This is a genomic window from Marinobacter sp. LV10MA510-1 (assembly GCF_002563885.1).
In the GTDB taxonomy this organism is placed as follows: Bacteria; Pseudomonadota; Gammaproteobacteria; order Pseudomonadales; family Oleiphilaceae; genus Marinobacter.
Map to the genome: position 1 here is coordinate 3818301 of NZ_PDJA01000001.1, position 24781 is coordinate 3843081.

General features: G+C 56.5%; 23 protein-coding genes. 11 read left to right on the forward strand and 12 right to left on the reverse strand.

All coding sequences use genetic code 11. The annotated features are described in order from the left end of the window. Nucleotides 1-19: 19 nt before the first annotated feature. The 4 genes from ATI45_RS18420 to ATI45_RS18435 are packed head-to-tail and all read left to right on the forward strand — an operon-like array spanning nucleotide 20 to nucleotide 3468. The gene (locus ATI45_RS18420; RefSeq protein ID WP_098421066.1) at nucleotides 20-1057 is read left to right on the forward strand and encodes a TRAP transporter substrate-binding protein; all 1038 of its coding nucleotides are present in this window, start codon (nucleotides 20-22) and stop codon (nucleotides 1055-1057) included. 4 nt (nucleotides 1058-1061) lie between these two features. Beyond that, a complete protein-coding gene (locus ATI45_RS18425; RefSeq protein ID WP_098421067.1) occupies nucleotides 1062-1577 on the forward strand; it encodes a TRAP transporter small permease in 516 nt (171 codons plus the stop codon). Nucleotides 1578-1600: 23 nt separating this feature from the next. Continuing rightward, nucleotides 1601-2929, forward strand: coding sequence for a TRAP transporter large permease (locus ATI45_RS18430; RefSeq protein WP_098421068.1), 1329 nt, complete (start codon nucleotides 1601-1603; stop codon nucleotides 2927-2929). 44 nt (nucleotides 2930-2973) lie between these two features. Then, nucleotides 2974-3468 carry a universal stress protein gene (locus ATI45_RS18435; RefSeq protein WP_098421069.1) on the forward strand — a complete coding sequence of 165 codons (495 nt, stop codon included), beginning with the start codon at nucleotides 2974-2976 and terminating at the stop codon, nucleotides 3466-3468. Between the two features lie 136 nt (nucleotides 3469-3604). On the opposite strand, the gene paaZ is transcribed toward ATI45_RS18435, so the two are convergent. From paaZ to paaF, 12 genes are all read right to left on the reverse strand, one after another. Next, entirely contained in the window at nucleotides 3605-5650 is a 2046-nt protein-coding gene (paaZ, locus tag ATI45_RS18440; RefSeq protein WP_098421070.1) for a phenylacetic acid degradation bifunctional protein PaaZ, read from the reverse strand. Between the two features lie 17 nt (nucleotides 5651-5667). Next, nucleotides 5668-6747: a 1,2-phenylacetyl-CoA epoxidase subunit PaaE gene (gene paaE / locus ATI45_RS18445; RefSeq protein WP_098421071.1), complete on the reverse strand. Its 1080-nt coding sequence runs from the start codon at nucleotides 6745-6747 to the stop codon at nucleotides 5668-5670. 12 nt (nucleotides 6748-6759) lie between these two features. Next, nucleotides 6760-7317, reverse strand: coding sequence for a 1,2-phenylacetyl-CoA epoxidase subunit PaaD (gene paaD, locus ATI45_RS18450; protein ID WP_098421072.1), 558 nt, complete (start codon nucleotides 7315-7317; stop codon nucleotides 6760-6762). A 27-nt stretch (nucleotides 7318-7344) separates the two neighbouring features. Continuing rightward, complete coding sequence (paaC, locus tag ATI45_RS18455; protein WP_098421073.1) at nucleotides 7345-8109, reverse strand: 1,2-phenylacetyl-CoA epoxidase subunit PaaC; 765 nt, start codon at nucleotides 8107-8109, stop codon at nucleotides 7345-7347. A 10-nt stretch (nucleotides 8110-8119) separates the two neighbouring features. After that, on the reverse strand, nucleotides 8120-8401 hold the full coding sequence (paaB, locus tag ATI45_RS18460) for a 1,2-phenylacetyl-CoA epoxidase subunit PaaB (RefSeq protein ID WP_007349351.1): 282 nt from the start codon (nucleotides 8399-8401) through the stop codon (nucleotides 8120-8122). A 26-nt stretch (nucleotides 8402-8427) separates the two neighbouring features. Then, the gene (paaA, locus tag ATI45_RS18465) at nucleotides 8428-9417 is read right to left on the reverse strand and encodes a 1,2-phenylacetyl-CoA epoxidase subunit PaaA (RefSeq protein ID WP_098421074.1); all 990 of its coding nucleotides are present in this window, start codon (nucleotides 9415-9417) and stop codon (nucleotides 8428-8430) included. A gap of 257 nt (nucleotides 9418-9674) precedes the next feature. Beyond that, nucleotides 9675-10982: a phenylacetate--CoA ligase PaaK gene (gene paaK, locus ATI45_RS18470; RefSeq protein ID WP_098421075.1), complete on the reverse strand. Its 1308-nt coding sequence runs from the start codon at nucleotides 10980-10982 to the stop codon at nucleotides 9675-9677. Between the two features lie 92 nt (nucleotides 10983-11074). Beyond that, nucleotides 11075-12322, reverse strand: a complete 1248-nt coding sequence (gene pcaF / locus ATI45_RS18475; RefSeq protein ID WP_098421076.1) for a 3-oxoadipyl-CoA thiolase — start codon at nucleotides 12320-12322, stop codon at nucleotides 11075-11077. Next, a complete protein-coding gene (gene paaI / locus ATI45_RS18480) occupies nucleotides 12319-12777 on the reverse strand; it encodes a hydroxyphenylacetyl-CoA thioesterase PaaI (protein WP_098421077.1) in 459 nt (152 codons plus the stop codon). Before paaI ends, pcaF begins: the two co-directional genes overlap by 4 nt. Continuing rightward, a complete protein-coding gene (gene paaH / locus ATI45_RS18485; protein ID WP_098421078.1) occupies nucleotides 12774-14294 on the reverse strand; it encodes a 3-hydroxyacyl-CoA dehydrogenase PaaH in 1521 nt (506 codons plus the stop codon). The genes paaI and paaH overlap by 4 nt, the downstream gene beginning before the upstream one ends. Nucleotides 14295-14297: 3 nt before the next feature. Continuing rightward, on the reverse strand, nucleotides 14298-15089 hold the full coding sequence (gene paaG / locus ATI45_RS18490) for a 2-(1,2-epoxy-1,2-dihydrophenyl)acetyl-CoA isomerase PaaG (protein ID WP_098421079.1): 792 nt from the start codon (nucleotides 15087-15089) through the stop codon (nucleotides 14298-14300). A 67-nt stretch (nucleotides 15090-15156) separates the two neighbouring features. Then, a complete protein-coding gene (gene paaF / locus ATI45_RS18495; RefSeq protein ID WP_179888465.1) occupies nucleotides 15157-15930 on the reverse strand; it encodes a 2,3-dehydroadipyl-CoA hydratase PaaF in 774 nt (257 codons plus the stop codon). A gap of 281 nt (nucleotides 15931-16211) precedes the next feature. Between paaF and ATI45_RS18500 the strand changes: the two genes are divergently transcribed. From ATI45_RS18500 to astB, 7 genes are all read left to right on the forward strand, one after another. Beyond that, nucleotides 16212-16802 (forward strand): phenylacetic acid degradation protein PaaY, encoded by a 591-nt coding sequence (locus tag ATI45_RS18500; RefSeq protein WP_098421081.1) that lies wholly within the window; start codon nucleotides 16212-16214, stop codon nucleotides 16800-16802. A 23-nt stretch (nucleotides 16803-16825) separates the two neighbouring features. After that, complete coding sequence (locus ATI45_RS18505; protein ID WP_098421082.1) at nucleotides 16826-18277, forward strand: exonuclease domain-containing protein; 1452 nt, start codon at nucleotides 16826-16828, stop codon at nucleotides 18275-18277. Nucleotides 18278-18390: 113 nt separating this feature from the next. After that, nucleotides 18391-19605 carry an aspartate aminotransferase family protein gene (locus tag ATI45_RS18510; protein WP_098421083.1) on the forward strand — a complete coding sequence of 405 codons (1215 nt, stop codon included), beginning with the start codon at nucleotides 18391-18393 and terminating at the stop codon, nucleotides 19603-19605. Between the two features lie 20 nt (nucleotides 19606-19625). Next, a complete protein-coding gene (locus ATI45_RS18515; RefSeq protein ID WP_098421084.1) occupies nucleotides 19626-20654 on the forward strand; it encodes an arginine N-succinyltransferase in 1029 nt (342 codons plus the stop codon). Between the two features lie 76 nt (nucleotides 20655-20730). Beyond that, a complete protein-coding gene (gene astA / locus ATI45_RS18520) occupies nucleotides 20731-21804 on the forward strand; it encodes an arginine N-succinyltransferase (RefSeq protein ID WP_098421085.1) in 1074 nt (357 codons plus the stop codon). A gap of 33 nt (nucleotides 21805-21837) precedes the next feature. After that, nucleotides 21838-23313: a succinylglutamate-semialdehyde dehydrogenase gene (gene astD / locus ATI45_RS18525; RefSeq protein WP_098421086.1), complete on the forward strand. Its 1476-nt coding sequence runs from the start codon at nucleotides 21838-21840 to the stop codon at nucleotides 23311-23313. 64 nt (nucleotides 23314-23377) lie between these two features. After that, entirely contained in the window at nucleotides 23378-24721 is a 1344-nt protein-coding gene (astB, locus tag ATI45_RS18530) for an N-succinylarginine dihydrolase (RefSeq protein ID WP_098421087.1), read from the forward strand. Nucleotides 24722-24781 lie beyond the last annotated feature (60 nt).

A 24781-nucleotide genomic window follows, 5' to 3' on the forward strand; every position in this document is an offset into this window, starting at 1 on the left:
AATAAGGAGATAGGCCGTTATGACAAAAATAAAGTTCTTTACCAAAGCCGCCATGCTTTCATTAGGGCTGGCGATATCCAGCAGCGCTTTCGCCGCCACGACGTTGCACGTCGGGACCTGGCTGCCGCCGACCAACCCACAGAATGCCGTCGTCTGGCCGACGTGGGCCAAATGGGTCGAAGAGGCAACGGAAGGGCGGGTTAAGGTTAAAATCGAAAACGATCTGGGCCACCCGAAAACCATGTTCCAGTTGGTAGAAGACGGTGTCGTCAACGCCGGATTTAGTTACCACGGTTACGTTCCGGGCCGTTTCGAGTTGCCCCAGATTGTGGAATTGCCGGGCCTGGGTGTAGGAGCCGAGGCGGCTTCCGTGGCACTCTGGCGGGTGTATAACAAGTACTTCATGGACTCCGGCGAGTTTGTAGGCCTGACCCTCATTGGCATGTTTACCCATGGTCCGGGCTATATCCATTCCATTGATCCAATCACCTCCTTCGATCAGATAAAGGGCAAGAAGATTCGTATTGGTGGTGGCGTCCAGACCGATCTTGGCAAGCGAATGGACGTGACCCCGGTTTCAGCGCCAGCCCCAGAAGTCTATCAAATGATGCAGCAGGGGATGATTGATGGTGCCTTCCTCCCCATGGGTGAGCAGAAGACCCTGCGTCTCAAAGAAGTGGCGCCCAACGTCACCATGCTCCCTGGAGGCATGTACCTCGGCAGTTTTTCCATGTTCATCGATCCATACTTCCTGGAAAAGCTGGACCCCAAGGATCGCGAGGCGATCATGAGCGTATCGGGTGAAAAACTCTCCGCACTGGCCGGACGCGCTTGGGATGGTATTGATGACGAGGGACTGAAGGCCGCGCAGGAAGCCGGCGTCAACATCATCCGGGTTAAGGAAGGGGATCAGATGGCGCAGGACTTCCAGAAGCTGATTCAGGGCATGGACGAACAGTGGATCCAGAGCGTGTCTGATCGTGCCCCGAATGCCCGACAGGCGCTCAAAGAGCTGCGAACCGTTGCTCGAGAGTATGAGCGTGAGCACCAGGAGTAACCGCATGTCTCTCGCTACATGGGTTAACAGTCATTATAGCGAGAAGGGGCCAGCCAAGTGGCTGGTCTTCCTTCTGGAGCTTGTAGCAGCGTCAGTTCTCTTCCTGCTTATGTTGACTACCTGCCTGGACGTGGCCGGTCGCTATCTCTTCAACAGTCCCGTTCTCGGGGCCACTGAGCTCACCCGACTCGGCCTTGCCCTGATGGTATTCGCGGCGATGCCGGTTATCACTTATCGGGGTGGGCATATCGTGGTGGATCTGCTGGACAATGTGCTGGGGCAAAAGGTGTTGAAGGTTCTCGGACTGGTTTCGGCCCTGGTTATTTCCTCTTCGATGTACTTCCTTGGGGTACGGATCTTTGAGCTTGGCGAGAGGTCGATCCGGCGTGGTGTTGTGACGGAATTTCTCGGCCTGCCCAGTGGTTATATTGCCGAGTACATCGCCATTATGAGTTGGCTGACCGCTGCCACCATGATAACGCTCGGCGTTTATCGCGTTCTGTTCACTCCTCAAAAATAACCCAATCAGTTACGGAAAATTCTATGACCGTCGTGCTGACCGGCTTTGCCGTTCTACTTTTCATGATCGTGGTTCTGAGGGTGCCAATTGCCTTTGCCATGGGCCTGGTCGGTTTCTTTGGTTTCGCCTTTCTGATGGGGCTGGACCTGACCAATTTCATGGATTTCCGCTGGCGGGGCGCTCTTTCGATGGCGTCGAACCGGGTGATCGGTACGGTCCAGAATTATAGCTTGTCGGTGATTCCGTTGTTCGTGCTGATGGGTAACCTGGTGACCCGTTCGGGCCTTGCCCAGGAGCTTTACCATGTTTCCAATGCCTTTCTCGGTCATCGCAAAGGCGGATTGTCCATGGCAACGGTAGTAGCTTGTGGTGGTTTCTCGGCGATCTGTGGCTCCAGTCTGGCGACCTCCGCGACCATGGGCAAGGTGGCCATGCCATCGATGCGCAAATACGGTTATGCCGACTCTTTGGCCACTGCCTCTATCGCTGCTGGCGGCACTCTGGGCATCCTGATTCCGCCGAGCGTGATTCTGATAATTTACGGTCTGCTGACCGAGTCCTCTATCCGTGAACTGTTCGCCGCCGGTTTCATTCCGGGCATCCTCGGCATGCTGATGTATATGGTCGCGGTGCGTTATGTGGTTTGGCGTGATCCCAGCGCCGGCCCCGCGGGTGAGAAAGCCGAATGGCCGGAACGTTTGCGCGCGCTGAAAGGAGTTTGGGGCGTATTGCTGTTGTTCACCGTCGTCATGGGCGGTATCTATCTGGGTATCTTCACGCCGACGGAAGCGGCGGGCATCGGTGCCGGTGGCGCTTTTTTGATTGCCCTCGCCCGGCGCAGCCTCACTTTGTCGACACTTTTCGAAACACTGGCGGATACAGCGCGTACTTCTGCGATGCTGTTTGCCGTGGTGATCGGGGCGCTGATTTTCTCGGACTTTATTAACCGGGCCGGGCTGCCGGACATGCTGCTGGAGTTCGTGACTGCGCTGGATGTGGCCCCGATTGTCGTGATTCTGGCAATTTTGGGTATCTACATTGTGCTTGGGATGGTGTTTGAGAGCCTGTCGATGATCCTGTTGACAGTGCCGGTATTCTATCCGCTGGTGGCGAGTATGGGCTTCGATCTGGTGTGGTTCGGCATAGTTGTCGTTGTCGTGACTGAGATCAGTCTGATCACGCCACCCGTGGGTATGAACGTCTTTGTGCTCAGTGCAGTATTGAGAGATGTCAAGACGGGTACTATCTTCAAGGGTGTTACCCCGTTTTGGTGCGCCGATATTGTGCGTTTGGCGCTGATTGTGTTTATTGCTCAGATTGCGCTGTTTTTGCCGGAGCTGCTGTACCGCTAAGCGGTAGAGCCTTGCTGGTCCTGAGTGGATAGAGGAAAAGAACTATGTATCATGATGTTAAAAAGATTTTATATGTCTCCGATCTTGATAAAGGCTCACGCGCGGCATTCCGTGCAGCGGTCAGCCTTTGTGGTCACTACTCCGAGGCGCAGATCACTTATCTGTATGTGATTGAGTCCCTGTCGGGTACCGCACGCAGTGTGCTGAGTAACATGATGGAAAAAGAAGAGCTCGACGACATGCTGCACAAGGGCGTTGAGGCGTTGAGCGTCAAGATTCGCGGTCGGATAGAGCGCTTCTGCGCGGAAGAGCTGGAAGATCACGAAGTGTTAAGCTTGAAGAACATTGAGGCGCGCATCGAGGAAGGCTCGCCCTGGCGTAAAATCCTTGAAGTCGGCGACGAGATAAATGCCGATGTGATCGTTATGGGAACCCGCAAGCATAACGCGCTGGGGCAAGCACTGATGGGCTCTACCTCAACCAAGACGCTGACCCACTCTAAGCGTCCGGTGCTGATCGTGCCGCTGGGCACTGCCTGAGGTCTATCAACATAATGGCGCACAGACGTCGGATTGGAGTGAGGAGCACTCCATCACATTTTTTCTCTGTATCAGCCCGGTACAAAAAAACCGCCAGAGCTGAACGCTGCTGGCGGTTTTTTTATGGCCGGATAACTTATTCCGGCTTTTTGGCGACCAGGGTCAAAATGTCGTAGCTGGCAACCAGCACGTCGTCTTGATTGGTGACCTGAACATCCCACACCACCACGCCTTGTGGATGGCCATCTGGTGACATCCGGCCCTGATCAATCTTGCGCTTACAGGTCAGGCGGGCACGAATGGTATCGCCCGGTGCTACCGGTTCGATAAAGCGCAGGGTGTCCAGGCCGTAGTTCGCCAACACCGGGCCTTCACCCGGATACACGAACAAGCCTGCAGCAGCAGATAGCACAAAATAGCCGTGGGCAATGCGCTTGCCGAACTGGCTTTCGCGGGCCGCGATTTCATCAAAGTGCATGTAGAAGTGGTCGCCGGACAAACAGCCGAAGTTCACCAGATCTGCTTCGGTGACGGTACGGCGGTGTGTTAGCAGTGACTCACAAATCTGCAGGTCTTCAAAGTGACGGCGGAACGGATGCACGTCGTTTTCAATTAGTTTGGCACCGCGAACGTATTCGCCGGTGACGGCCGCCAGCATGGTGGGCGAACCCTGAATAGCTGTGCGCTGCAGGTAGTGATGCACCGCGCGAATGCCACCGAGCTCTTCACCACCACCAGCGCGGCCCGGGCCGCCGTGTTTCAGCATGGGCAGGGGAGAACCGTGGCCGGTGGATTCTTTTGCCGCTTCCGCATCCAGCAGGTGCAGGCGGCCGTGATAGGCGGCCAGTGCGGGTGCCAGTTTGGCAATGATCGCTGGGTCACGGGTGGTGACGGTGGTCACCAGTGAGCCGCGGCCCTTGGCGACCAGTTTCACCATGTCGTCCAGGGTGTCGTAGGGAATAATGGTGGCAACCGGGCCGAAGGCCTCGATGTCGTGGGCACCACAACCGTTTTCTGGGTTACGGCACAGCAGCAGATGCGGTTCGATAAACGCGCCTTTGTCGGTGCCTGAGCCGGTGGGTTTGAAACTGCCGTCTCCGCCCATCACCAGTTCGCTGGTTTTCAGCAGTTCCTGGATGTTGGCTTTCACGTCTTCCAGTTGATCCATGGACGCCAGAGCACCCATGCGCACGCCTTCAACGGAAGGGTCGCCGACGGTAATCTTCGACAGCCGTTCTTTAAGCTTATTGCACACGGCTTGCACTTGGTTTTGTGGAACCATAACCCGGCGAATCGCGGTGCACTTCTGACCGGCTTTAGCGGTCATTTCGCGGCCGATTTCACGCACAAAAAGATCGAATTCTTCATGTTCCGGGGTCACGTCCGGAGCCAGAACCGCGCTGTTCAGCGAGTCGGCTTCGGCGTTGAACGGAATCGAGCGCTGGACGATGTTCGGGTGGCTACGCAGCATGCGTGCGGTTTTTGCCGAACCGGTAAAGGTTACTACATCCTGCTCTTGCAGATGCTCGAACAGGTCGCCGGTGCTGCCTATGATCAGCTGCAAACTGCCCGCGGGCAAAGCACCGGATTCGTGCATCAGGCGCACGGCCAGTTCGGTGACGTAGCAGGTAGAGGTGGCCGGTTTAACAATGGAAGGCATGCCCGCCAAAAAGGTGGGCGCAAACTTTTCCAGCATGCCCCACACCGGAAAATTGTAAGCGTCGATGTGCAACGCAACGCCACCGCGGGGCACCAGAATGTGGGTGCCGGCGAAGTGGTTGTTTTTACCCAGCTGGGTAACCGGGCCTTCGTGTACTACGTTGCCAGACGGCAGCTCGCGGCGACCCATACTGGCGTAAGAAAACATGGTGCCAAAGCCGCCGTCGATGTCGAAGCCGTTATCCGCTTTGCTGGAACCGGTGTGCATAGACAACGCGTACAGCTCTTTCTTGTGCTCCTGCAGGTACATCGCCATGGTTTTAAGCGCCAGAGCGCGTTCCTGAAAATCCATGGCTAGCAGGTTTTTGCCGCCGACTTTGCGGCCGTATTCCGCGGCTTCTTTGAAGTCCAGGGTGTCGTCGTGCGTATGCGCTACAATCTCGCCGTTGATGGCGCTGGGCAGGGCTTTGGCCTGCCGCTCACCAATCCATTCTCCGGCAATAAAGCTTTTAAGAACTGACATGTAAAAAAACTCCAGAATTACATTTCGTCGTAGTCAAGAACGACCTTGTCGCTGACGGGATAGCACTGGCATGACAGCACATAGCCTGCGGCCACTTCGTAATCCTCCAGCGCAAAGTTCTGGTCCATTTCCACTTCGCCCTCAATGACCTTGGCGCGGCAGGTTGAACACACGCCGGCCTGGCACGAGTAGGGCAGGTCGGCGCCTTCGTCGTTACCTGCCTGAAGAATGCTCTTGGTATCGCGCACCAGATCGAAGGTCAGGGAGCGGCCATCGGCTTTTACCGTAACAACGCTGACAGCTTGCAGGTCGACTTTGGTTTCAGCGCGGTCTTTGCGTGCCTTGGGCACGCCACCAACAGGCGTAAAGAGTTCGTAATGAACTTTCGATTTGTCCATGCCGTGGCGTACCAGTGAATCGCTCACGGTTTCGGTCATCATCTGGGGGCCGCAGAGGAACGCCGCGGTTAGGTTCTTGGCGTTGATCCAGTGGTCAAACAATCGGTCGCACTTGTCTGAGTCAATGCGACCGTTGTAAAGGTCTATGTCCTGTTCTTCGCGGGTGAAGATGTACACCAGATTGAAACGGGTCATGTGTTCGTTTTTAAGATCCTGGAGCTGGTCACGGAACATAGTGCTGCTGGTGCCTTTGTTGCCGTAGAACAGGGTGAACTCGCTTCTGGGCTCGGTTTCCAGAGTGGTTTTAATAATGGACAGAATAGGCGTGATGCCACTGCCGGCGGCGACCGCCAGGTAGTTGCCTTTCCGCTCTGGGTCCAGCTCAACGGAGAAATGGCCCTGCGGCGGCATAACGTCCAGAACGGATCCGGGCTTCAGCAGGTCGTTAGCGAAACTGGAAAATACGCCACCGGGTACACGTTTGATGGCAATACGCAGTTCTTGATCGTTCACACTGGAACAGATGGAGTAGGTGCGGCGCACTTCTTCGCCATCAACTGTGGTGCGCACCACCAAGTGCTGGCCCTGCTTGTACTTGAACTTTTCGGCCCCTTCAGCGGGCAGCTCAAAGCACAGGGATACGGCGTTTCTTGTTTCCGGCCTGACCTCTTTGAGGGCCAGTGAGTAGAATTTATTCATGGCGTATCGGCTCTATATGCATTTGAAATAGTCGAAGGGTTCAAGGCAGTCGCGGCAGCGGTAAAGCGCCTTGCAGGCTGTAGAACCGAATTCGCTGACTCGTTCGGTGTGCTTACTGTCACAAAATGGGCAGGTGATGACTTCGTTAGCGCCCAGCAGGCTCATTTTGCTGGCATTACCCTGGGGCGGTGCTATGCCATATACCCGGAGTTTTTCCCGGCCCACATCCGTTATCCAGTCTGTACTCCAGGCTGGGGTCAGCACGCGATTAATCTGCGGGTCGCGGATGCCAACGGCGCGCAGGGCCTCGGCAATCAGTTCTTCGATCAGCTCGGTGGCGGGGCAGCCGGAGTAGGTGGGCGTGACATCAATACTCAGATGCTTGCCATCCCAACTCAGGCTGCGCACGATGCCGAGCTCTAAAACGCTGACGGCAGGCACTTCCGGATCTTTGACGTTATCCAGCAGCGCCCAGATTGCGTCTTCTGTCAGCAGCTCGGGGTGGGCGTTGGCCGGTATCCTGTCGCTGGCAATCAGCAGGTCTACAGACGATGGTTCACGTTCATTCACCGGATGTGCTCCCTTTCATAAACAGACTTACCAGGTAGTGGCGTCCGGGTAGGCGCGAGGCAGAAACTGCATTTCGGCCAGAATGAGTCCCAGGTGTTCAGTGTGAACGCCGCTTTTGCCGCCCATGTACATCCAGGCGTCTTCCGCGCCTGTTGTCAGGGTGGCCTGGGCCGCCACTTCACGCACCAAGCCAAACCAGTCTTGTTTCAATTTCTCTGGGTCCGGACCAATGCCGGCTTTGAACATGGCGTGATCGGTATCGTCCGGGGTTACCAGTTCGCCGGTGAAGCGCCATAGCAGATCAAACGCTTCTTGAATGCGGCGGTGGCTTTCTTCAGTCCCGTCACCCATGCGCTTGACCCACTCTGACGAGCGGCGCAAGTGATAGGTGGCTTCTTTGACCGCCTTCGCAGCGATGTTGGCAATGCGCTCATCGCTGGCATCTACCAGGCTTTTCAAGGTGAAGTAGTGCCATACGTCGAAGAAAAACTGGCGCGCCATGGTGACCGCGTAGTCTTCATTCGGCTGTTCTACCAGCAGTAGATTGCGATAGTCCAGAGCATCCCGCAGGAAGCACAGTTTGTCGGCGTCACGGCCGTCGTCGATCAGTTCGGCGGCGTACTCGTACCAGTTACGCGCCTGGCCGACCAAGTCGAGCCCGACGTTCATTACGGCCATTTCTTCTTCTATCGCCGGCGCTTTTCCACACAGTTCGCAAAGGCGCTGGCTTAGAATCATGTCGGAATCCGCCAGGCGGATCAGGTAATCCTGCAGAGCTTTTTGTTCAGTCATGGGTCGCTCCTCACATGTGCCCGACTTCGTCTGGCAGTTTGTAGAAAGACGCGTGCCGATACACTTTGTCTTCTGCCGGATCGAACAGGATCTCCTTCTCGTCTGAAGCAGAGGCCGTGATGGTGTCAGAAGGAACCACCCATATGCTCACCCCTTCGCTGCGACGGGTGTACAGGTCACGGGCGTTTTCCATGGCCATTTCATTGTCAGCAGCGTGCACGCTGCCCACATGTTTGTGGTTAAGGCCATGCTTGCTGCGCACGAAAACTTCGTAGAGGCGCCATTCAGACATAATTACTCTCCTATTCGCGCGCCTGTTTAAGCGGCTGCGCGTTGTTTTTGTTTTGCGGCGTAGGCAACGGCGGCTTCACGTACCCAAGTGCCTTCGTCTATCGCTTTGCGGCGTGTGGAAATGCGTTCACGGTTACACGGGCCATCGCCCTTGAGTACGTCGTAAAACTCTTTCCAGTCAATGGTGCCGAAGTCGTAGTGACCGGTTTCTTCGTTCCACTTCAGGTCTGGATCGGGAACGGTGCAGCCGAGGAATTCAAGCTGTGGAATGGTTTGGTCAATAAACATCTGGCGCAGTTCGTCGTTACTTTTGCGCTTGATCTTCCAGACCATGGACTGCTGGGAGTTGGGGGATTCGTCGTCGTGCGGGCCAAACATCATCAGCGCCGGCCACCACAGGCGATTGATGGCATCCTGCACCATGTCTTTCTGGGCCTGAGTACCTTCACGCATCATGTCCAGCAGAATCTGGAAGCCCTGACGCTGGTGGAAGCTCTCTTCTTTACAGATCCGCACCATGGCACGGGAGTAGGGGCCATAGGATGTGCGCTGCAGAACCACCTGGTTCACGATAGCCGCGCCATCCACAAGCCAACCCACGGCGCCCATATCAGCCCAGTTCAGGGTCGGGTAGTTGAAGATGCTCGAGTACTTGGCCTTGCCGTCGTGCAGCTTCTGAATTTCTTCATCGCGATCAGCGCCCAGGGTTTCCATGGCGCTGTACAGGTAAAGGCCGTGGCCTGCTTCGTCTTGAATTTTGGCCATCAGCTGCAGCTTGCGCTTCAACGTAGGCGCGCGGGTAACCCAGTTGCCTTCTGGTAGCATGCCGACAATTTCCGAGTGGGCGTGCTGGGAAATCTGGCGGATCAGGGTTTTCCGGTAGCCGTCTGGCATCCAGTTTTTGGCTTCGATTTTGGTTTCGGCGTCTATTTTGTCCTGAAAGTCCCGCTCTTCGGGGGACATCTCTTCACGGGTCTTTAGGCGCTTGGTACCGGTGTCAACGAGCTGTGCGTACATAACTCTCTCCGAATCTGTTTTGTTGGTCTGTTGTGTTTGAACAGCAATGCTCCGCGACGAATCCCGGGCTATGCTTTCATACTATATGATACTGGATAAAATTCAAGCTTGAATATCCTGTATCATGTTAAAGCATTAAATTTATAAGTAACTGAATCTGTTAGCTAAAGTATCAGACGATACGTTGTAGCTTTTAGATCATTATTTAAACAACAAAATTTAAATGACGAGCACGATGTATCGCTGAAACGTCCGTGTCAGTCTTTGCGCCGGTCGAACACACGCTTTGCTTTGCCTTCCGAGCGGTCGATGCTTCCTGCATCCTGCACGTCTATCTTGGTGCTGATACCGATATACGATTTGATGTGATGCGCCAGTTCTTTGGCCGTGTGTTCTTTGACGTTCTCGCCTTCTGCGTCAACTTTCAGTTCTACCCGAACATCCACGCAGTCCAGGTTGCCTTTTTTGTACACCTCGATTTCGTAATGAGGCGACAGAGCGCGGCATTTCAATACCTGTTCTTCAATCTGGCTGGGGAATACGTTAACCCCGCGAATAATCAGCATGTCGTCGCTGCGGCCGGTGATTTTTTCGATGCGGCGCATGGGGCGCGCGGTGCCAGGTAACAAGCGGGTAAGATCGCGGGTGCGGTAGCGCAGTACCGGCATGGCCACTTTGGTGAGCGAGGTGAATACCAGTTCGCCGTATTCGCCGTCTGGCAGCACGTCACCGGTTTCCGGGTTAACAATTTCCGGGTAGAAGTGGTCTTCCCAAATGGTGGGGCCGTCTTTGGTTTCCAGGCATTCCATACCCACGCCTGGCCCCATCACTTCAGACAGGCCGTAGATATCCAACGCTTGAATGCCCAGGCGGTCCTCCAGCTCTGTCCGCATTTCGTTGGTCCAGGGCTCTGCACCGAAGATGCCCAGTCGCAATGGCAGTTTTTTGGGGTCAATGCCCTGGCGGTCAATTTCGTCGGCAATGTTCAGCATATAAGAAGGCGTGACCATAATGATGTCAGGCTCAAAGTCGCGGATCAGCTGAACCTGTTTCTCGGTTTGTCCACCTGACATGGGTATAACCGTGCAGCCCAGGCGCTCGGCGCCGTAGTGGGCGCCCAAACCACCGGTAAACAGGCCGTAGCCGTAGGCAATGTGAATCTTGTCGCCGGCGTGGCCGCCACCGGCGCGAATGGAACGGGCCACTATGTCGGCCCAGGTTTCAATGTCGCTTTGGGTATAGCCCACAACCGTGGGTTTGCCGGTGGTGCCGCTGGAGGCGTGTACCCGGACGACTTTTTTCATAGGTACGGCGAACATCTTGAACGGATAGTTATTCCGCAGGTCCTCTTTTCCAGTGAACGGAATTCTGGTGATGTCTTCCAGGCTGTTGATGTCCATCGGCTTCAAGTCAATAGCATCAAACGCATTGCGGTAATGAGGCACGTTCGTATAAGCGTGCCAGACGCTCCATCGCAGGCGCTGCAGCTGTTCGTGGCGAAGTTCGTCCACGCTGGCGGTTTCCATCCGGTCCAGTTTTCCGACTTTTTGCATTGGTAGGTCCATCATCTTTTCCTGCTTTGTTCTTGTTGCTCCGGTTTGCTACCGGATTAGCTTCAGTTTTTGCGCACGGCACGCGTGTTTGCGCGCCGGATAGGTCAGTCGGCGCTGTCTACGCGTTCGATAATGATGGCAATGCCCTGGCCCACACCAATGCACATAGTGCACAGAGCGTAGCGGGCTTTCTGGCCCTGGCGGTGGCGCAGTTCCAGCTCATTCATCGCGGTAGTTACAAGGCGCGCGCCGCTCATACCCAGCGGGTGGCCCAGGGCGATGGCGCCACCGTTGGGGTTGATGTGTTCGGCGTCGTCTGGCAGGCCCAAATCGCGCAGCACCGCGAGAGCCTGGGCGGCAAAGGCTTCGTTCAGCTCGATCACGTCCATATCGGCCAGTTCCAGACCTGCGGTTTTCAGCACTTTGCGGGTGGCGGGCGCGGGCCCCATGCCCATAATTCGCGGCTCAACGCCGGCGGTTGCCATGGCTATAACGCGGGCACGGGGTTTCAGATTGTGCTTTTTCAAGGCATCGCCGCTGGCCAGCAGCAGGGCGCAGGCGCCATCGTTGACGCCAGAGGCGTTGCCGGCGGTCACGCTGCCGCCTTTGCGGAACGGCGTGCCCAGGCTGGCGAGTTTTTCCAGAGTGGTGGCGCGAGGGTGTTCATCGGTATCCACCACCAGCGGGTCTTGCTTGCGGCGGGGAGTGCTGACCGGCACGATTTCACAATCAAAACGGCCCGCCTTTTGAGCCGCTGCGGTGCGCTGTTGGCTGCGCAGGGCGAAGGCATCTTGGTCTGCCCGTGAAATGTTGAAGTCGGCGGCCACGTTCTCGGCGGTTTCGGGCATGGAATCAATGCCGTACTGTTTTTTCAACAGAGGATTCACAAAGCGCCAGCCGATGGTGGTATCAAATATTTCGGCTTTACGGCTGAACGCGGAGTCGGCTTTGCCCATTACGAAGGGCGCGCGCGACATGGATTCCACCCCGCCAGCCAGCATCAGCCCGGCTTCCCCGGTACGCAGTGCACGGGCGGCGCTGCCGATAGCATCCATGCCCGACCCACACAGGCGGTTAATGGTGCTGCCAGGTACGTCGACCGGTAAACCGGCCAGCAGCAGTGACATTCGTGCGACGTCACGGTTGTCTTCACCGGCCTGGTTGGCGCAGCCATACAGCACGTCGTCTATGGCGGCCCAATCCAGGTCCGGATAGCGGTCTTTCAGGGCTTTGATGGGTATGGCGCCCAGGTCGTCGGCGCGCACAGCCGCTAAGGCGCCGCCGTAGCGGCCCACGGGGGTGCGAACGGCGTCAACAATATAGGCGTCTTGTAGGGGTTTATTATGGCTCATTGATTATTCTCCGAATGGATGACTTCGCCGCGTACCTGGTAGGACTTGCCGCGAAACAGGGCCACCACATGGCCGTTCTGATTGGTGATTGTTATGTCGTACACGCCGGTGCGGTTGCCGCGGGACTGCTCGACCGCGCTGGCGGTCAACAAGTCGCCTTCGCGGGCGCCCAGCATGTAATCGATGGAGCAGCCGGATGCTACGGTGGCCTTGTTGTAGCTGTTACAGGCAAACGCAAAGGCAGAATCTGCCAGGGTGAACAGGTAGCCACCGTGGCAGGAGCCGTGGCCCTGAATCATGATGCCGGTCACCGGCATGGTAACGGTGGCTTTGCCGGGAGAAACCTGGGTGATTTCCATGCCCAGATTGCGGCTGGCTTCGTCCCGCTGGTACATGGCGTCAGCACAGCTTTGTGCCAGCTGCTGCGGGGTTTGTGTGTTCGGTTGGTTGCTCATGAATAGAACCCCTTTTCGGCGAAACGATTTTGCCGCAGCAGCAAGGCAGGCCGGTAACGCTCTTCGCCGTAGCTCTGCTGGATGTGTGTCAGTACGGTATGCACCAGGCTGAACCCAAGGTTGTCACTCCAGCGCAAAGGACCTTCCGGGTAGTTCAGGCCGGCTTTCATGGCAAGGTCTATATCGCCAATAGACGCTACACTCTGCAGAGCCGCATCTGCGGCCTCATTTGTCAGAGTAGCAACGGTGCGCATAACCACCAGGCCTGGCCGGTCGGCAATCTGGCTAACGGCCAGGCCGGCCTTTTGCAACAGGGCGCAGGCATCGGTTCTGGCTTGCTCAGACGCCTGCGCAGCAACCGCAATGGCAAGGCGGGTGGTGTTGGCGTAATCAAACGCCAGGTCGAGCAGTACCAGATTGTTGCAGGCTTCGTTCGCCGCGCGTTCGGTGGCCATACGGCCATCGGTTAATGCCAGCACGGCATCGCCAAATCGCAGGCGGCCGGGACCATCGCGTTCGATGATGTTCAAGCCGCTGGCGGCAAGTCGTTTTACCAACGGTCTCAAAGGGCCAGGGTCGCCTTCTACAATTAAGGTGTCGGCAGTAGAGCTGGCTTCTTCGGCGGTGGCAGGCTGGGGTTTTTGCGCGCCTTCGGCGTAATTGTAAAAGCCCTGGCCTGTCTTGCGCCCTAAACGGCCAGCGTCAACCAGATCTTTCTGCACCAGCGAAGGTAAAAAGCGGGTGTCCTGGTAATAGGAATTGAACACCGAGGAGGTCACTGCGTAATTTACGTCGTGCCCGATCAGGTCGGTCAGCTCGAACGCGCCCATCCGAAAACCGCCGGCTTCGCGCATAATGGCGTCCAGGGTGGCGCTGTCTGTGGTCTGTTCCTGAAGCAGTCGCAGGCTTTCTGCGTAAAACGGCCGTGCGACTCTATTCACAATAAAGCCCGGGGTAGAGGTTGCGGTTACGGGTTTCTTGCCCCATTGGGCCGCTGTAGCGTAAACGCATTGGGCAACGTCATCGCTGGTGGCCAGGCCTTTGACCACTTCCACCAGTGCCATCAAAGGCGCCGGATTAAAAAAGTGCATGCCCACCAGGCGCGAGGGGTGCTTCATGTTTGCACCCAGTGCCGTTACCGAGATGGACGACGTATTAGTGGCCAGAATGGTGTCGTCGCCGCAGACTTGCTCAAGGCTGGTCAATAAGCTGCGTTTGATGTCCAGGTCTTCAACGATAGCTTCGATGACCAGGCCGGCGCTGGCAAGATCGTCGAGCTCGTTAACTGGTGTAATGCGGCTGATGAGGGCGTCCAGCGCGGACTGCTCCATCTTCCCTTTATCGACCCGACGCTGTAGTTGTTTAACGATGCTTTGACGGCCTGCTTCGGCAGCCCCTTCCCGTTGGTCAAGCAAAAACACCCGGTGGCCCGCCTGAGCGGCTACTTGTGCGATGCCGGAGCCCATGGCGCCGGCGCCGATAACGGCAACAGGGGTGTCTATGGCGAGTGGCTGCATGGTTTATTTACCTTTGAATTCGGGTGTGCGTTTTTCCATGAAGGCGGAAACGCCTTCACGGTAATCATCGCTGCGGCCGGCCAGGCGCTGCAGGTCACGCTCGACCAGTGCCTGCTCTTCAAACGTATTATTGGCGCTTGCGTGCAGGGCTCGCTTGATCATTGCCAGGCCTTTGGTGGGCTGGGTGGCAAAATGCCGGGCCAGCTCCATAGCTTCATCTTGTAGGGCGTCGTCTTCTACGCACTGCCAGATCATGCCCCACTGTTCCGCCTTTTCGGCGCTCAGTTTGCCACCTAGTAAGGCCAGGCCTTTTGCCCGAGCCATTCCGACCGCACGCGGCAGGGTCCAGGTACCGCCGCAGTCGGGAATAAGCCCTATTTTGCAAAAGGCCTGAACAAAGTTGGCGGAACGAGCCGCAAGTGTGATGTCGCAGGCCAGGGCGATATTCGCGCCTGCGCCCGCCGCTACCCCATTAACAGCACAAATGACCGGCATCGGCAGGTCCCGCAGGGCTTGCAGTAACGGGTTGTAGTACTGTTCGATGGAGATACCCAAGTCTGGTACTTGCGCGCCCGGCTTGACGGTGCGGTCAGACAGGTCTTGGCCGGCACAGAAACCTCGGCCGTTACCGGTCAACAGCATTACCCGCACAGAGGCATCGTTGCGAATGCTCTTGAGGGCGGCGCGCATCTGTTTGTGCATCTCAACGTTAAAGCTATTAAGGCTGTCTGGGCGGTTCAGGGTCACTTTGGCGATCCCCTGATCAATATCGAGAAGCACGCTCTGCTCGGTCATGGAATAGTCCTTTTTTCAGTTTTGGTACCCGTCTGTCATCGGGCAGTTGGTCGTTGTCTAGGAGGGATCAGCGTCCGTGGAATTCGGGTTTTCGCTTGTTGCGGAACGCATCCAAACCTTCTCGGCGGTCGTCCGTGGCAGCCAGAATGGTAAACGCGTGACGCTCAAATCGCAGGCCGTCAGCAAGGCTCATGTCCCCGGCGCGGCGCACTGACTCGCGAGCCAGCTGCACCGCAATAGGGCCTTTGGATGCAATAGTGGTAGCGATCGCCATGGCGCGATCCACGGTAAGCTCTGGTTGGCAGATTTCGGTGATCAAACCGGCTGCGAGGGCTCTTTGAGCACCGATGGCTTCACCGGTGAGAACCATCTGCATTGCCAATGATTGCCCCACCGCTCGCACCAAACGCTGGGTGCCGCCGGCACCGGGCATAATGCCGAGGTTGATTTCAGGTTGACCAAACTGGGCGTTGGTGCCGGCAATAAGAATGTCGCCCCGCATGGCGAGCTCACAGCCGCCGCCCAGGCAAAAACCGTTCACGGCGATAATCAGCGGTTTAACAAAGCGGTCGATGCGCGCCCAGTGCTGGACACGGGGGTCTTCCAGCATTCCAACAACATCGCGGGAGGCCATCTCGTTGATATCGGCACCGGCTGCAAACGCGCGCTCGCTCCCGGTAATAACGACGGCTTTGGTTTCAGGGTCGGTTTCGGCAATATCGAGTTGTTCGCTCAGCGCTTCGAGCAGTGCGGTATTGAGTGCGTTGAGAGCTTCGGGACGATTAAGCGTTAGAAGGCGAACGCCGTTAGTTGGCCCTTCTGATAGCAGTATCTGCGGCATCATTATGGTCTCGGTATTTCATTATTTTTAATTTGCCAGAACCTGAGCCCGCAGCTGTCGGGCGGTTCTTTAACAGCGGTGTGTTGCCTTGTTTGTTTTAACGAAAGAGTATAGGTTTTAATTGATACCGGTCAAGGGTGAAAGTCATGAATTTTTGTATCACGTTTGGGTTTTTGGTGTCGTAGTGTTCGCAGATTTCTGATTTTTATGCGTATCTTGCGTTTAAATTTGAGCGCTCAGAACTCGTTAAATAAACGTTAACGTCCAGTTAAGGGGATTTTATGCCGTGTTACCAAATTGACGGGGTTACACCCGTCGTGCACCCATCCGCATACGTTCATCCTACAGCGGTGCTTATAGGCGACGTGCATGTGGGTGCCAATTGTTACGTTGGCCCCTGTGCATCTTTACGTGGCGACTTCGGTCGTATTGTTATGGAGGCAGGCTCGAACCTGCAGGACAGCTGCGTTGTTCACGCGTTTCCGGGCCGAGACGCGATCGTTCGTCGTAATGGTCACGTGGGACACGGCGCAATATTGCACGGCTGCACCATTGAAGAAGACGTAATGGTGGGTATGAACAGCGTTATAATGGACGAGGCCGTTATTGCAGCGCGCTCTATTGTAGGTGCCTGCGCTTTTGTAAAAGCCGGTTTCGAGTGTGAACCAGCCTCATTGATTGTGGGGTCGCCGGCCAAAGTGCTGCGGCAGTTGAGTGATAAAGAAGTAGGCTGGAAGCAAAGCGGCACGCGCGAGTATCAGGCGTTAACCGAGCGCTGCCTGGAAACCATCAAAGAATGCGCACCGCTGACTAAAATTGATGAAAACCGGCCTCAGCTGAAAGTGGGTTCCCACAGCCTAAAAAACCGGTGAATCCGTAAATAACTCGAGAGCCTATGTCCCAACCACCACAACACCTGAAAACCACTACCTTCGCTTTTCTAGATCTTGAAACCACTGGCGGCAGTGCGGCAACCGATCGCATCACCGAAATTGGCATCCAGTTCTGGCGAGCGGGTGAATGTGTGGGCCAGTGGCAAACCCTGGTGAATCCGCAAACCCGTATTTCACCGTTCATTGAACAGTTGACCGGCATTTCCAATGCCATGGTGGCGAATGCTCCTCTGTTTGTGGATATTGCTGACGAGCTGGAACAACGTCTGGACGGCGTGGTGTTAGTGGCCCATAACGCGCGCTTCGATTATGGTTTTGTGAAAGGTGAGTTTCGCCGGCTGGGGCGAATGTTTATGGGCAAGGTGTTGTGTACGGTGAAGCTGTCGCGCCGGCTATACCCGGAGTTTCGGCGCCATAATATGGACGCGCTGATTGAACGTCATGGTTTACAACAGGTGCAGCGCCATAGGGCAATGGGCGACGTTGCCGCCATGCTTGGGTTTTTTGAGCATGCTTTGGCGCAGCAGGGCGAAGAAACGCTGGAAACCGCCATAGTCGAGTTGCTGCAGCGGCCGAGCATTCCCTCCCATCTGCCATTAGATACCTTGCAGGACCTGCCGCGTGGGCCCGGTGTCTATCGGTTTTACGGCGAGAACGATGCGCTCTTGTACGTGGGCAAAAGCACCAACATCGCGCAGCGGGTGGCTTCGCACTTTTCCGGTGATCACAATTCCACCCGTGGTGTGCGAATTTCTGAAAGCCTGCGCCGTGTTGACTGGACCGAAACCGCTGGCGAGCTGGGGGCGTTGTTGCTGGAGCTAAAACAGATCAAAGGTCTGAAGCCGTTGTTCAACCGCCGTTCGCGGGCGGCCAAGAATCTGGTGAGCATAGAGCTGACCACAAATGCCCAAGGGTATCTGCAGGCGCGGCTGATTCGGGAAATTGACCCTGGCCGGCTGGGCGACTATTACGGCCTGTTTCGCAGTAAACGTGACGCCGAGCGGGCGCTGGCGGGCATTGCTGCAAAAAACGAGCTGTGCAATCGTCTGTTAGGCCTGGAACCCGAGCACAGCGGCCCCTGTTTCCAGCGTGCGCTTGGCCGCTGCCAGGGTGCCTGCGAAGGCCGTGAAGATCCTCTGCGTTATAATTTGCGCATGCAAATTGCGTTTCACAGCCTGCGTCTGCAAACCTGGCCCTGGAAAGGGCCGGTGGCGATTGTCGAGCGTAATGACATCAGTGACAAAACCGATGTGCTGGTGGTGTACAACTGGGTACATGTTGCCACGGTTCATGACGACCATGAATTGGACACGCTGTCGCTGGGCGGCCAGGCAGTTAATTTTGATCTGGATTCCTACAAGCTTCTGGCCAAGGCCCTGCTGGGCAAAGACAGCGGGCAATTCCGTATACAACCTTTGCCCGCTTTGGCGCAGCCTGATGTGCTGATGCCATAACCGGCGTAGTATTATTTCAGCCGTGTATTCGTGCTAACTTATGCGTTGATTAATCGCGCAAATTATCCCGAACACAGTCGAAAGCGCAATTGAGCCTATAACTGAGAGAAACCATGAACAAAGACCCTGTATCCCGCGAGTTGTTTGACCACGTTATGGTGCCTAATTACGCCCCCGGAACGATTGTGCCGGTGCGCGGGAAAGGGTCTCGAATATGGGATCAGGAAGGTCGCGAATTCATTGACCTGCAAGGCGGTATTGCGGTGAACTGCCTGGGCCATTCGCACCCGGGCCTGTTGAGCGCGTTGCAGGAGCAGAGCCAGAAAATCTGGCATCTGTCTAATGTGATGACCAACGAGCCCGCTTTGCGGCTGGCAAAAACCTTGTGTGATCACACCTTCGCCGAGCGTGTGTTTTTTGCCAACTCCGGCGCCGAAGCCAACGAAGCCGCCTTCAAGCTGGTGCGGCGTTACGCCTGGGAACACACCGGTGCTGAAAAACATGAAATCATCGCGTTCAAAAATGCGTTTCATGGCCGCACCCTGTTTACCGTTAGCGTAGGCGGTCAGCCCAAGTATCTGGAAGGGTTTGAACCCGCACCCGGTGGCATTCACCACGCCGAATTTAACGACCTGGAATCGGTAAAAAAACTGATCTCCAAAGAAAAAACCTGCGCGATTGTGGTTGAGCCCATTCAAGGTGAGGGCGGCGTAATGCCGGCCACAAAAGAGTTTTTGCAAGGCCTGCGGCAGTTGTGCGACGAGAACGATGCGCTGCTGGTGTTTGACGAAGTACAAAGTGGAGCCGGGCGCACCGGTTACGTCTTCGCTTACCAAATGTACGATGTAGTGCCAGACATTCTGACCAGCGCCAAAGGTTTGGGCGGCGGCTTCCCGGTCGCTGCAATGCTGACCACCGCAAAGGCTGCTGCCAGCTTGTCGGTTGGCACACACGGCAGTACTTATGGCGGTAACGCGCTGGCCTGTGCCGTAGCGCAAAAAGTTATGGACACCATTACCCAGCCGGAAATTTTGAAAGGCGTAAAATTACGGTCTGATCACCTGCGCAAAGGCATGATGGACATCGGCGAGCGCTATGGTGTGTTCAGTGAAGTGCGCGGTGCCGGCTTGTTGCTGGGTTGCGTGTTAACCGAAAAATGGCAGGGCAGAGCAAAAGACTTTCTCAATGCCGGTCTGGACGAAGGTGTGATGGTATTAATAGCCGGTGCCAACGTGATACGTCTGGCGCCGTCTCTGATTATTCCGGAAGCCGATATAGACGAAGCCCTGAAGCGCTTTGAAGCTGCCGTACAGAAACTCACCGCCTAATCAAACAATGCGGAGGCCTTATGTGGTTGGTGCGCCCGGTAACAGCGGAAGATATCGAGCCCATACTGGTTTTCGCCGAGACGCATACGCGGGCGCTGCCATCTACGCTGCCCCATGAGCGTGAGGCGCTGGCGGGGCGGATAAAAGATTCCTGCGCAGCGTTTGCGGGCGAACACAGCGCTAAGCACCCGGCCCGCTTTCTGTTTGTGCTGGAACAGGTCGACAGTCATGAAATAAAAGGCGTTGCCGGTATTGATGCCCGAGCCGGCAATGGTCAGCCTTTTTACAATTACCGCCGTGACGAGTTGATTCACGCCTCCCACGAGCTTGGTATCTCCCGGCGGGTGGAAGCGCTCTACCCATCCCATTCCCTGACCGACTGCACCCTGCTGTGTTCTCTGGTGATCGCCGAGGAACTTCGCGGCACCCAGGCATTCGAGCTGCTTTCCCGCGCGCGTATGCTGTTTATAGCGGGCCATAGAGAGTGGTTTGCGGCGCGCACCGTAGTAGAGCTGCAAGGCATACAGCACAGCGACGGCAGTGTGCCATTCTGGGACAGCCTGGGCCGGCACTTTTTCAATATGGATTTTGCCAGCGCTGACGAGCATTCCGCGCAGCTGAGCAAAACGTTTATTGCCGAACTGATGCCGCCCAACCCCATTTATGTAACTCTGCTTAGCGAAGCCGCGCAGCAGGCTCTGGGCGAGGCCCATCCGGCAACGGTCGGCAATCTGGAGTTGTTACAAAGAGAAGGCTTTGGTGCCGGCCACTACGTGGATATTTTTGACGGTGGCCCGGTGTTGGAAGCGCGCACCGACAGCCTGCACAGTATTGCGGCAAGCCGCCGCAAAATCCTTCGCGGCAGCGCCGATGCCGATGCCGATGCCGATGGCCCGTTATGGTTATTGGCGGCGGGCGAAGGTCAAAGCTTTTGTTGCACGCTGACCCCGGCTGGGGAAATGCTGGACTCCGCCTTGAAAGTTCCGATAGACACCTGGCACCGCCTGGGTGGCGACTCCGGCGACAGCGTGCGCGGATTGCCATTGTGAGCGTCATTGAGAACGCCATTGAGAGCACCGTTACGGGTGCCACCCTGCACGCCGTTATAAATGGAGAGCTGCGACCATGCTGCTGATACGCCCATTGGCTGATCGCGACCTTGATGCCCTGTACGCCATGGCGGAAAAAGCGGGCAAGGGCCTGACCTCGCTGCCGGCAGACCGTGGCCTGTTACAGAAGAAAATTGATCTGGCGGGAAACAGTTTTAACCAGCGTTGCGCCCCCGAGGCGGCGCTGTATCTGTTCGCTCTTGAAGACACCGCTACCGCCCAGGCGGTTGGAATAAGCGGTATACAGGCCAGAGTTGGCCGCGATGAGGTGTTTTACAACTATCGCCTGAGCGTTACCGTGAATGCCTCACGGGAGCTGGGGGTACACGTGCGAACGCCCACATTGCAACTGTCCAATGACATGACCGACGTCAGCGAAATTTGCTCGCTGTTGTTGGCGGACACCTACAAAGGCGGCGGTAACGGCCTGCTCCTGTCTCGCTGCCGATTTTTGTTTTTGGACGATTTTCGTAAACAGTTTTCTGAGAAAATCTTCGCGGAAATGCGGGGTGTGAGTGATGCCGAGGGCAATAACCCGCTGTGGGATGCTCTGGGCAGCAAGTTTTTTGATATGGCGTTCAGCGAGGCCGACCGCCTGTCGGGCATGGGTAATAAATCTTTTATTGCCGAGCTGATGCCAAAATATCCGATTTACCTGTCGATGCTGCCAAGCACTGCCCGCTCGGTGATTGGCTGCGTGCACGCCAATACGGCGCCGGCGTTGAATATGCTTCAGGCGGAGGGTTTTAATTTCAACGGGCTGGTGGATATTTTTGACGGTGGCCCGGTGGTGGAAGCGTTTATCGACAATATCCGCACGGTACGCGAAGCGGTTGAACGCACGGTCACCATTACTGACACACCGGTGGCAACCGATGTGCCTGTTACCGAGCGCGTTATTGTGGCTAACCGTTCGATGCGCCAGTTTCGTGCAACCACACTGCCGCTTACCTGCGTAGACGCCGACACCATTGCGTTGCCGCAAGACGTTGCTGCAGCACTTCAGGTTCAGGCCGGCGACACAGTGCGCTTGGCGCCTTTGAAAGACAGCGGCCCGCTGCCCATACATTCATTGAAAGCCCCCCAATAGCTAACACACATTGTTTAAATGAGGTGCAACACCATGATCAACCTGACAGGTGAACTGTTGATTGATGGCCTTTGGCTAGTCGGCCACGGCGATGAATTTGAATCCCTGCACCCGGTAACGGACGAAACGATCTGGGACGGCAGCGCTGCTGGTATCGCAGACATAGACGCAGCCGTACGCGCCGCCCGTAAAAGCTTCCGCACATGGCGCAACACCCGCTTTGATGAGCGCCTTGCCATTGTGAAAGCCTTTGGGGAATTGCTTGAAGCCAACAAAGAGGCCCTGGCCACATTAATAGGCAGGGAAACCGGCAAGCCGCTGTGGGAGTCGCGCACCGAAGTTGCGGCGATGATCGGTAAAATCGGTATTTCAGAACAGGCCTACAACGAGCGCACCGGCGCCCGTGAATCGGAGGTGGCTGCGGGCCATGCGGTGCTGCGCCACCGGCCCCACGGTGTGGTGGCGGTATTTGGCCCCTACAACTTCCCCGGGCACCTGCCCAACGGCCACATTGTGCCGGCCTTGCTGGCGGGCAATACGGTAATTTTCAAACCCAGCGAGCTGACCCCGGCGGTGGCCGAATTCACGGTGCGCTTGTGGCAAAAAGCCGGCCTGCCAAGCGGTGTGATCAACTTGGTACAAGGCGCGGCCGCCACCGGAAAAGTATTGGCCGCGCACCCGGGGCTGGATGGCCTGTTCTTTACCGGCAGTTCCGCTGTTGGCCACCGTTTGCACGAACAGCATGGCGGCCAGCCGGAGAAAATTCTGGCGCTGGAAATGGGCGGTAACAATCCTTTGATTGTGCAGGACGTGGGCAATGTAGACGCTGCCGTGCACCACACCATTCAATCAGCGTTTGTATCTGCCGGCCAGCGTTGCACCTGCGCCCGCCGACTGCTGGTGCCAGAAGGCCGCAAGGGTGATCTGTTTCTTGAGCGTTTGGTAGAGGTAAGCGGCCGGCTGACGGTGGCTGAATTTGACGCCGAGCCCCAGCCCTTTATGGGTGCGGTTATCTCGCCTGCGGCGGCAGAAAAATTGCTGGAAGCTCAGTCGCAGATGGTAGAGCAGGGCGCAAAAAGTCTGCTGGAAATGAAGCAGCTTAAAGCCAATACCGGTCTGTTATCGCCGGGCATAATAGACGCCACGGGGTTGGAGTTAGCGGATGGCGAGCACTTTGGGCCGTTATTGACCGTATATCGTTATGCGAGCTTTGACGATGCCCTGGAGCTGGCCAATAACACCCGCTTTGGCTTGGCGGCGGGTATTTTGACGGACGATAAAAAGCTGTACCAGCGCCTGCTGGAAGAAACCCGAGCCGGCATTGTGAACTGGAATAAGCCGTTAACCGGCGCCAGCAGTGCAGCGCCCTTCGGCGGCATCGGGGCCAGCGGCAACCACCGCGCCAGCGCTTATTACGCAGCGGACTATTGCGCCTGGCCCATGGCGTCGCTGGAAGCCAACGCCAGCGAGCTGCCAGGCACCCTGGCACCGGGACTTAGCTTCGACTGATCCGGGTAGCATATCCACGTTTATCCAAGGCCCGTTCAGGGCCATCTGCTATGGAATCTTGAAAATGGCAAATCATGCCGTAGAAGCCAACTTTGACGGGCTGGTGGGGCTCACTCACAACTATGCCGGGTTGTCCTGGGGCAACGTGGCATCGAAATCCAACGTCAGTGCGGTGTCTAATCCCAAAGAAGCCGCCCTGCAGGGGCTGGCAAAAATGAAGAAGCTGGCCGATCGGGGCTACGTGCAAGGGGTATTGCCGCCCCACGAGCGCCCGCATTTGCCAACTTTGCGTGCCCTGGGCTTTAGCGGCAGCGACGCAGACGTTCTGGCGCAGGTGCTAAAAAAGTCTCCGGAACTGCTGGCGGCGGTGTCCTCCGCTGCGGCCATGTGGACAGCGAATGCAGCCACGGTTTCGCCCAGCGCAGACACCCGCGACCGGCGGGTGCATTTCACCCCGGCCAATCTTGGCGCCAAGTTTCACCGCTCCATCGAGCACGTGGTTACTGGCCGTGCTTTAAAATCCATATTCAGCGATGAAAGCCATTTTGCCCACCATCCGGCACTGCCAGCGGTGAGCCATTTTGGTGACGAAGGCGCGGCTAACCACACCCGCTTGTGCAGCGAATACGGCGCTCCCGGAGTGGAGTTGTTTGTGTATGGCCAGCGTGCGCTAAACGATAAGGCGAAGGCGCCCAAGCGCTTTCCTGCGCGGCAGACCTTTGAGGCGTCACACGCCATTGCCCGGCTGCACAATTTGCGTGATGAAGGCGTGGTGTTCTCCCAACAGAACCCGGCGGCGATTGACGCCGGGGTGTTCCACAACGACGTGATTGCGGTCGGTAACGGCAACACCCTTTTTTATCACGAGATGGCGTTTTTGAATGAAAATTCCACGCTCAACGAAATTCGTGAGCGCCTGACAGGATGTGAGCTGCAAGCGGTGCGGGTGAGCGGCAGTGAAGTGCCTCTGGCCGACGCGGTCTCGTCTTACCTGTTCAACAGTCAACTCCTTAACACCGACAACGGCATGTTGCTGGCGGTGCCGGGTGAGTGTCGCGAAGTGGCGAGTGTGAGCCAGTATCTGGACAAACTGGTGGCCAGCGGCGGGCCGATTACTGCGGTGGAAGTGTTTGATGTAAAGCAGTCTATGCGTAACGGCGGAGGGCCGGCTTGCCTGCGCTTGCGGGTAGTGTTGAATGATGAAGAACGGGCGGCGATGCATCAGGGCGTAATTCTAACGAATGTTTTATACGATCGTTTGACTCACTGGGTAGAAGCCCATTATCGTGACAGGCTCAGCCAACAGGATCTGGCCGATCCCATGTTGCTGGAGGAAGTACAAAAAGCGCTGGACGAACTCACCGGCATTCTGAGCCTGGGGTCGATTTACGATTTTCAACGGGGATAAAAACACCCATGGTGCGACCTTATTTGCGCATGGCGTTGCTAGTGGTTGCGGCATTAACGG

Excerpts from the sequence above, each read along its gene's own strand:
- pcaF (WP_098421076.1), bottom strand. The coding sequence starts at position 12,322 with ATGAGCCATAATAAACCCCTACAAGACGCCTATATTGTTGACGCCGTT.
- ATI45_RS18500 (WP_098421081.1), top strand. The coding sequence starts at position 16,212 with ATGCCGTGTTACCAAATTGACGGGGTTACACCCGTCGTGCACCCATCC.
- paaG (WP_098421079.1), bottom strand. The coding sequence starts at position 15,089 with ATGACCGAGCAGAGCGTGCTTCTCGATATTGATCAGGGGATCGCCAAA.
- paaK (WP_098421075.1), bottom strand. The coding sequence starts at position 10,982 with ATGGACCTACCAATGCAAAAAGTCGGAAAACTGGACCGGATGGAAACC.
- astB (WP_098421087.1), top strand. The coding sequence starts at position 23,378 with ATGGCAAATCATGCCGTAGAAGCCAACTTTGACGGGCTGGTGGGGCTC.
- ATI45_RS18510 (WP_098421083.1), top strand. The coding sequence starts at position 18,391 with ATGAACAAAGACCCTGTATCCCGCGAGTTGTTTGACCACGTTATGGTG.
- ATI45_RS18430 (WP_098421068.1), top strand. The coding sequence starts at position 1,601 with ATGACCGTCGTGCTGACCGGCTTTGCCGTTCTACTTTTCATGATCGTG.
- paaF (WP_179888465.1), bottom strand. The coding sequence starts at position 15,930 with ATGCCGCAGATACTGCTATCAGAAGGGCCAACTAACGGCGTTCGCCTT.
- paaC (WP_098421073.1), bottom strand. The coding sequence starts at position 8,109 with ATGACTGAACAAAAAGCTCTGCAGGATTACCTGATCCGCCTGGCGGAT.
- ATI45_RS18435 (WP_098421069.1), top strand. The coding sequence starts at position 2,974 with ATGTATCATGATGTTAAAAAGATTTTATATGTCTCCGATCTTGATAAA.
- paaZ (WP_098421070.1), bottom strand. The coding sequence starts at position 5,650 with ATGTCAGTTCTTAAAAGCTTTATTGCCGGAGAATGGATTGGTGAGCGG.
- ATI45_RS18515 (WP_098421084.1), top strand. The coding sequence starts at position 19,626 with ATGTGGTTGGTGCGCCCGGTAACAGCGGAAGATATCGAGCCCATACTG.
- paaE (WP_098421071.1), bottom strand. The coding sequence starts at position 6,747 with ATGAATAAATTCTACTCACTGGCCCTCAAAGAGGTCAGGCCGGAAACA.
- paaB (WP_007349351.1), bottom strand. The coding sequence starts at position 8,401 with ATGTCTGAATGGCGCCTCTACGAAGTTTTCGTGCGCAGCAAGCATGGC.
- astD (WP_098421086.1), top strand. The coding sequence starts at position 21,838 with ATGATCAACCTGACAGGTGAACTGTTGATTGATGGCCTTTGGCTAGTC.
- ATI45_RS18505 (WP_098421082.1), top strand. The coding sequence starts at position 16,826 with ATGTCCCAACCACCACAACACCTGAAAACCACTACCTTCGCTTTTCTA.
- ATI45_RS18425 (WP_098421067.1), top strand. The coding sequence starts at position 1,062 with ATGTCTCTCGCTACATGGGTTAACAGTCATTATAGCGAGAAGGGGCCA.
- ATI45_RS18420 (WP_098421066.1), top strand. The coding sequence starts at position 20 with ATGACAAAAATAAAGTTCTTTACCAAAGCCGCCATGCTTTCATTAGGG.
- paaA (WP_098421074.1), bottom strand. The coding sequence starts at position 9,417 with ATGTACGCACAGCTCGTTGACACCGGTACCAAGCGCCTAAAGACCCGT.
- astA (WP_098421085.1), top strand. The coding sequence starts at position 20,731 with ATGCTGCTGATACGCCCATTGGCTGATCGCGACCTTGATGCCCTGTAC.
- paaH (WP_098421078.1), bottom strand. The coding sequence starts at position 14,294 with ATGCAGCCACTCGCCATAGACACCCCTGTTGCCGTTATCGGCGCCGGC.
- paaI (WP_098421077.1), bottom strand. The coding sequence starts at position 12,777 with ATGAGCAACCAACCGAACACACAAACCCCGCAGCAGCTGGCACAAAGC.